Source organism: Microcystis sp. LE19-10.1B (assembly GCF_027530565.1).
Taxonomy (GTDB): Bacteria; Cyanobacteriota; Cyanobacteriia; order Cyanobacteriales; family Microcystaceae; genus Microcystis; species Microcystis aeruginosa.
Map to the genome: position 1 here is coordinate 1 of NZ_JAPZQM010000686.1, position 2,097 is coordinate 2,097.

Annotated in this window: 3 protein-coding genes and 1 pseudogene; 2 read left to right on the forward strand and 2 right to left on the reverse strand. The window is 36.8% G+C overall.

The annotated features are described in order from the left end of the window. Positions 1-87: 87 nt before the first annotated feature. Positions 88-327: a hypothetical protein gene (locus tag O9332_RS24535; protein WP_052275296.1), complete on the reverse strand. Its 240-nt coding sequence runs from the start codon at positions 325-327 to the stop codon at positions 88-90. Positions 328-571: 244 nt separating this feature from the next. On the opposite strand from O9332_RS24535, the gene O9332_RS24540 reads away from it, so the two are divergent. Next, positions 572-691 carry a type II toxin-antitoxin system Phd/YefM family antitoxin gene (locus O9332_RS24540; RefSeq protein WP_002777099.1) on the forward strand — a complete coding sequence of 40 codons (120 nt, stop codon included), beginning with the start codon at positions 572-574 and terminating at the stop codon, positions 689-691. Positions 692-854: 163 nt separating this feature from the next. Here the strand turns inward: O9332_RS24540 and O9332_RS24545 are convergent, their stop codons facing one another. Continuing rightward, on the reverse strand, positions 855-2,027 hold the full coding sequence (locus O9332_RS24545) for a Swt1 family HEPN domain-containing protein (RefSeq protein ID WP_288027745.1): 1,173 nt from the start codon (positions 2,025-2,027) through the stop codon (positions 855-857). Here O9332_RS24545 and O9332_RS24550 point away from each other — a divergent pair. Further along, positions 2,010-2,097 (forward strand): annotated as a pseudogene (locus O9332_RS24550) (IS200/IS605 family transposase); the annotation flags it as partial. The gene O9332_RS24545 and the pseudogene O9332_RS24550 sit on opposite strands and share 18 nt — an antisense overlap.

The following is a 2,097-nucleotide window of genomic DNA, read 5'->3' on the forward strand; positions in this document are numbered from 1 at the left end:
CTAACGATAAACAGGAAAATGTAGGGCTGTTTTTAGACAGCCAAGCAGAGATTAATATATTTGTATCAAAAACAACTACATAGGTCACTATTTTTCGTGAACGATTTCATCGATAAATTCTTCTCTCTCGTCTTCGGTCATAGTATCCCAATCACGGCCGCGTTCTTTGGCTACGATTCTAGCTCTTTCTGCTCCTTCGTTAAATACTGGTTCCAACTGTCTCCACTGACTGAGGATGAGAATTTTATAAACTTCCTGTTGCTGTGCTTCGGGGAGTTGTTTGACTAATTCGATTACTTGTTCGTTGCTTAAGGTTAAGTTTGGCATAGGTCGCTTCTAGACACCAGCATGATTAATCAGTTTAACACGAGTCCTTAATGGAGAGGGTTTTCGGTTCGCCTATCCCTTCTCTGCGTCGATCAGTTAGAATCGAGAAATTATAACAAATCTGGTTATTTTTGCATGAGTAGAAAACGGGTTTCTCGGAGAAACCCGTTTTCTGTGCGTTACTCAACGGATTTAGTATTATCGGCCTAGAAAGTCCTTTCATCTTCCCGCTTGCCGTAAAATTATGATTGTCTCTCTCCAAGAAGCTCAAGCCAAACTGCCCGAACTGATATACAATCTCAAACTAGGGGAAGAATTGTTAATTACCGATAATAATTTCCCACTGGCAAAATTAAGCCGATGATAAAGAACACTTACAAGACTTCGCGGAGTATCTGCCTTGAAATGTCTAATCGATAGCCATACTCTGCTGTGTTACACACTCAAGGAATCCCGACTCAGTAGCAGCACCCATCAACTTCCTAAAGGGTGGCATAAATCGACTAAATCCTTATCTTGCAAGAGTTCTATTGATTAGTTCGTTCTAGATCGAAAACAATTGACAAAATCGCATCAATGTCCTTCTCTATAAGGGTTTCATCCCTTATAACTCCGTCCATTGCATAGCACAAACCGAAGAACCCGTCAGATGGTGACTTTCTTAATAGATCCATCAATTTTTCGGATGGTAACTTTCTTAATGCATCCATCAATTTTTCGGTTTTCATTCGTCTTAAGTTTAAGCCAGAAGGAGTGATAAGAGAATGGCATGATGGTAACTTTCCTACTAGATCCATCTTTTTGGATGGTGACTTTCTTAATGGAGCCATCAATTTTTTGGATGGTAACTTTCCTACTATATCCATCAATTTTTCGATGGGATATTGTCTATCTTCTATAGAATTTGCTTCTTCTTGTATTAATCCTACTTCTTCAGTAGTTAATATCAGTCCTTCAAGTTTCTGCTCCGCGTTCTTGATTGTTTGAATTAAGTCTTGGTATATTTTTTGGGCTTCGTCCAACTCCTTTTGGGTAAAAAGATTATTATGAGCTACTTTGTTTCTGGTTTTATACAGTTTCTCCCAATTAGATTGAAAATTTCTGTCTTTAAATGATTCCTTAAAAAACTTATCACCGTTGCTTTTAATTTTTTCTCTTAATTTACGAATTGCTTCGGGAGTTTCTTCAAGCCTATCAATTTCTTTAATTAAATCCTCTTTGGTTGTACAACCAGATGAAAGCTTGTATATAATCGAACCTAAATCATCAAAATCTATCAGATAGAGTTGATTGTCAATATGGCTTGCAAATTCTTTTTCATTATTTTTTCTCTGATCAACTTTCTTTCTAAAATCTTGGGTGGATACCTTTGTCCACCAATCCACTCCTATCTTGGTTGTCATGAATTTCGTTATGTAGTCTCTTAAACGGCGTTCCACACGATTAATACAAGGATAAATTTGATTAGCAATCTGTTCAGAAATTTCGTCTTTTACTATATCCAGTTTTTCTAATTTTTGGTCTTTGAAAAATTTTAAAATTGGAATACGTTGAGGTTCTAAACAACCATATTCTCCCTTTACAACAATTGAAAAACCTGTAATACATTTATCTTTGCTGTCTTGATCAAATTTAATCTCTTCGGGTCTAATTCCCCGCCGCTCGCGGCGTACAATAGAAAAATGAGTGAATACATCCATAAGAGCCATAATGTAAGTGTTTTGCTATATCATTTAGTGTTCCCAGCCAAATATCGTAAAGCCGTTTTCG

What these genes read in the sequence shown, in the direction of transcription:
- O9332_RS24545 (WP_288027745.1), bottom strand. Translation starts at nt 2,027, where the DNA reads ATGGATGTATTCACTCATTTTTCTATTGTACGCCGCGAGCGGCGGGGA.
- O9332_RS24535 (WP_052275296.1), bottom strand. Translation starts at nt 327, where the DNA reads ATGCCAAACTTAACCTTAAGCAACGAACAAGTAATCGAATTAGTCAAA.
- O9332_RS24540 (WP_002777099.1), top strand. Translation starts at nt 572, where the DNA reads ATGATTGTCTCTCTCCAAGAAGCTCAAGCCAAACTGCCCGAACTGATA.